The following is a 2480-nucleotide window of genomic DNA, read 5'->3' as shown; positions in this document are numbered from 1 at the left end:
TTGTTCATGTGTTGTCATCGGCCATCCTCCTGTGAAAATATTCGAGGATAACCAGTTCAATTTCTAATTTATATATGGTGGGGCTAAACGCTTACACAGGGAAGAAAAAGGTATTGAAGGATTTGCTAAATTTTGTGCTGACTTCCCGTGCATCCTGATAAACACAATTTTCAATCAGGTCGACATGCTTGAGTTTCAGGGATGAAATGGCGCTGTCTCGCGCACCAGTCAGTAACGTAAATGCGATCAGCGCTCGATTTCTGCGTTCAATATCTGTGCTGACTTGCATTGTCATAACGACATGCCGGATTTGCTCGAGCGTTGGTGTTTTTTGCTCACGCTGAGCTGTTGCAATGCGTGTATCTTTATCCGATAAATTGAAATATTCTGCATCGGAATATTGAATACGGGATTTGTAGCCGGGTTGCCATGCAAGCCATTGGAAGAAGCGCTTGAGCTGAGTCAATGTTGCATGCAAAGTTGCTTTGCTTAGTTTTTCACCAGATTGTTGCGCCTTTTGTTCAGCCAACTGTTTTTTGAATGCAATGGCTTGTTCATAATGAAAAGCCTTAAAAGCCTTGTGCTTGGTGTGATACTCAAAACGTGCCAGCGCTTTTGCAGCTGCATCGATTGTTGCCTCGCTGTTGCGCATTGCTTCTTTCAGATATGCGAAATATTTACGCTTGATTCGTTCATTCTCAGTATTGTATTTGGTCATGTTTTATTACTCCTGTTTCAAGTCACTGTTAACGCTGTGTTGATGATTATCAATTAAGTGTTGCAGTGCTTGCGGCAGTGTAATCGTGATTTTTCCGGTTAATTGTTCCAGTTTGAGTAGACTGATTCTTTTATTCATAATGGATTCGCAATCAGGGCAAATCGCTATCAGGTTGCCGATTTTATCGGTAATGATCTGGTAATCGACCATTTTTCCGGCTGGCTTTCTGGGTGTGCGGCAACGAACACAATACAATTCATCCGGTTTACATTTCTGTTTGTTTTTCTTTCGACGTGCCTGATGAAACGCAACAAGATCGCTGCCAAGAATAAGCATGGGTCGTTTGTCGTTGATAACAGGCAGCCCGGCCTTGATCCAGGCACGGACAGTTCCTTTAAAAACTCCATACAGACTAGCCGCTTCTTCAATAGTGTAGCTGCGATGAATTTTGGCAAGGTGTGGGTTATACAGCCTTTTCTTCATATTGACTAATAACCTTTACTTGCTCTGGCGTAATCGCCTGCCGTGCATTGCTCGGCTGCTTCATATTCCATAACAAACGGATCATCAATAACCCTTTTACTGCTGAGCTGGTTTAGTCTGGGTTTTGCTTTTCTGGTTTGTACTGAGGACTCGACACTATCTTGGCAGGGTCCTTGCGAGTCAGTTGACGAGGTACTCGACATGGTACCTGGCAAGTGAGTCGATAGGGTAGCTGATGAGCATGTCGCAGACTCTTCAACGGATTGATGAGTTTCGCGTTTACGTTTCCTGTTTGTAATGGTTGAACCCTTTTTTCCGCCCTGGCTTTGTTTAAATCGCCGTTCTGCAAGATGTTCTCTATAGCTTTCTAACTCGGGACAGATAATAAAATCACCTTTGACGGCAAAAAAAGTCATCACGACAGGAAGGGATGTGTGCACTTCATTGACTGGCAGCCCTAATACTTTTGCCAGATCATTTTTGTCTTTTGGCAACTGTTTGTTTACCCAGCATTCAAGCCGCATGGTGTAAAACAGTCCGCGATCCTGTAAGGTCATGGTTCGGAAAGGTAACTGTGCCAACATGGTTGCTGCGTATTCCTGGTAAGCAGGAGCATCACGGTTCTGACTCATATCAAAACCCTCAGGCCATTGTTTTACGGGCGGCAACGAGCCTGGCAACCAGTGCGCGGATTTCTTCGTCGGATTTACCGGCTACAAGTGCGGCGTTGATTGCATTAATTTCGAAATCCGGCCATGCGGATGCACGTATACCTATTTTTACCGGTTCAGGTAATAAGCCTTCAGCTATACGGTTGTAGATGGTTGAGCGTGAGTATCCTGTTCTTTCTTCGACATCAGAGCATCGTAAGAACTTAAGCTGCATGTTAATACCTCTTTAGATGTTATTGAACATGCTGCTATTTAAAATCAGCTAGGGGGGTATCTAGCAATCTATCTAGTGTATTTGGCTATAAGTCTTTTATTTTGTTGGGTTTTCATTTTTTCCAGCTAGCCCGGTTTGCGCTGAACAGTGTGTCGGCCAATGAAGTATTATTCAGAGAATTACTTTCTGTATCGGAAGTTTTACTTGTTAACTGCTTAAGTCGGGATATCGAAATGCCTTCCTTTTCTGCCACCAATCTGAGAAATGCTTTTGTTCCTTTTGCTTTTTCTTTTTTAACACTAGTACTCCTTCAATAAAATAACTTAGGATGTTAAAGTTATTCCTCAACAGATAACTATAACCTGTTGAGGATTATGACGATGAGAAAACGCTA

Annotated in this window: 4 protein-coding genes; all 4 read right to left on the bottom strand. The window is 42.9% G+C overall.

The window, feature by feature from the left end; genetic code table 11:
• Window positions 1-91 precede the first annotated feature (91 nt).
• The 4 genes from BMY62_RS15715 to BMY62_RS15700 are packed head-to-tail and all read right to left on the bottom strand — an operon-like array spanning window position 92 to window position 2086.
• Entirely contained in the window at window positions 92-718 is a 627-nt protein-coding gene (locus tag BMY62_RS15715) for a site-specific integrase (RefSeq protein ID WP_143058848.1), read from the bottom strand.
• Between the two features lie 6 nt (window positions 719-724).
• Window positions 725-1201, bottom strand: a complete 477-nt coding sequence (locus BMY62_RS15710) for a helix-turn-helix domain-containing protein (protein ID WP_090662193.1) — start codon at window positions 1199-1201, stop codon at window positions 725-727.
• Between the two features lie 5 nt (window positions 1202-1206).
• Entirely contained in the window at window positions 1207-1833 is a 627-nt protein-coding gene (locus BMY62_RS15705) for a hypothetical protein (RefSeq protein ID WP_090662191.1), read from the bottom strand.
• Between the two features lie 10 nt (window positions 1834-1843).
• The gene (locus BMY62_RS15700) at window positions 1844-2086 is read right to left on the bottom strand and encodes a helix-turn-helix transcriptional regulator (protein ID WP_090662188.1); all 243 of its coding nucleotides are present in this window, start codon (window positions 2084-2086) and stop codon (window positions 1844-1846) included.
• Window positions 2087-2480: the final 394 nt, after the last annotated feature.

It is taken from the genome of Nitrosomonas marina (assembly GCF_900111605.1).
GTDB classification, from domain to species: domain Bacteria; phylum Pseudomonadota; class Gammaproteobacteria; order Burkholderiales; family Nitrosomonadaceae; genus Nitrosomonas; species Nitrosomonas marina_A.
The sequence above is the reverse complement of the archived record's forward strand: the minus strand, read 5'-3'. Positions and strand labels throughout refer to the sequence as shown.